The organism is Salinicola sp. (assembly GCF_982684285.1).
On sequence record NZ_CEXLVS010000333.1, the window covers coordinates 2,129 to 3,703 of the forward strand.

The 1,575-nt window shown below is 66.5% G+C and carries 2 protein-coding genes and 1 pseudogene; all 3 read left to right on the forward strand.

Annotated features, from left to right (window positions below; all coding sequences use genetic code 11):
* A partial coding sequence (locus tag AC3AYF_RS19305) for a tryptophan synthase subunit alpha (RefSeq protein WP_487780205.1) occupies positions 1 to 274 on the forward strand: 274 nt, incomplete at its 5' end.
* Positions 275 to 370: 96 nt separating this feature from the next.
* Positions 371 to 1,318 carry an acetyl-CoA carboxylase, carboxyltransferase subunit beta gene (gene accD / locus AC3AYF_RS19310; RefSeq protein WP_298837733.1) on the forward strand — a complete coding sequence of 316 codons (948 nt, stop codon included), beginning with the start codon at positions 371 to 373 and terminating at the stop codon, positions 1,316 to 1,318.
* A 14-nt stretch (positions 1,319 to 1,332) separates the two neighbouring features.
* Positions 1,333 to 1,575 (forward strand): annotated as a pseudogene (locus AC3AYF_RS19315) (bifunctional tetrahydrofolate synthase/dihydrofolate synthase); the annotation flags it as partial.

The window sequence follows — 1,575 nt, forward strand, 5'->3', positions numbered from 1 at the left end:
CGTGACCGGGGCGGCAACGCTCGACGCCGATGCCGTTGGCGAGCAGTTGGGCAAGCTCCGGCGCGTGACCGAGCTGCCGCTGTGCGTCGGTTTCGGCATCCGCGATGGCGAGAGCGCAGCGGCGATCGGTCGAGTGGCCGACGGAGTCATCGTCGGCAGTGCCCTGGTCGGCCGTATCGCCGAACGTGCCGACGACCCGGCTTCCATCCCCGCGGCGCTGAAGTCGATTCTCGGCGAGATGCGGGAAGCGCTCGACCGTGACGTGGCCGGCTGAGGCCGGGGCGACGATTTGGTATCATCCAGCGTTTGCGTTTCTCGTATGGCTGTTTTCAACACTTTCTGTTTTGGCAAATAGGGAAGCTTTCCTGACATGAGCTGGCTAGACAAGATCGTTCCGTCGATGAGCCGCACCCAGCGCAATGACCGCCGCGCTAGCGTGCCGGACGGCCTGTGGCGCAAGTGCCCGAACTGTGAATCGGTGCTCTACCTTCCCGAACTGGAGAAGCACCAGAACGTCTGCCCCAAGTGCCAGCATCACCTGCGGCTGACCGCTCGCAAGCGGCTCAACTGGTTCCTCGATGCGGAAGGGCGCGAGGAGATCGCGGGCGATCTCCAGCCGAGCGACCGGCTCAAGTTCCGCGACTCCAAGAAGTACAAGGATCGGCTGGCATCGGCTCAGAAAGCGACCGACGAGAATGACGCCCTGATTGCCATGCGCGGGACGCTCGACGGCCTGCCGGTGGTGGCGGTGGCGTTCGAGTTCTCGTTCATGGGCGGCTCCATGGGCGCGATCGTCGGCGAGAAGTTCGTGCGTGCGGCGACACTGGCGCTCGAGGAGGAGATTCCGCTGGTCTGCTTTGCCGCCTCCGGTGGTGCGCGCATGCAGGAAGCGCTGTTCTCGCTGATGCAGATGGCCAAGACGTCGGCGGCGCTCGAAAAACTCAAGCTGGCAGGCGTGCCCTACATCTCGGTACTCACCGACCCCGTCTTCGGCGGCGTGTCGGCGTCGCTGGCGATGCTGGGCGATCTCAACGTGGCCGAGCCCAACGCCCTGATCGGCTTTGCCGGCCCGCGTGTCATCGAGCAGACGGTGCGCGAGACCCTCCCGGAAGGCTTCCAGCGCAGCGAATTCCTGCTCGAGCACGGCACCGTCGACATGATCGTGTCGCGACCGGAGCTGCGCGAGCGGTTGGGTGGCGTGCTGCGCAAGCTGACCCATCAGCCGGTGGGCGGCGTGGCGGCGGACGATGCCTCCGCCGAGGTCGGGGACTTCTCTCCACTACCGGACGAGCCGGACGCTTCCCGAGCCCCGCGTTAAGGAACCCCCGAGCCATGAGTGCCACCCTCGACGACTGGCTGGCGCGTCTCGAGCGCCAGCATCCGGTCTCCATCGACATGGGGCTCGAGCGGGTGGCCGTGGTGGCCGAGCGGCTCGGTCTCACCCAGGGCCCGATCGCGCACCGTGTGGTGACCGTTGCCGGCACCAACGGCAAGGGTTCCACGGTGGCGATGCTGGAGCGGCTGGCCCGAGCCCACGGGTTGACGACGGCCAGTTACACCTCGCCTCATCTCCTG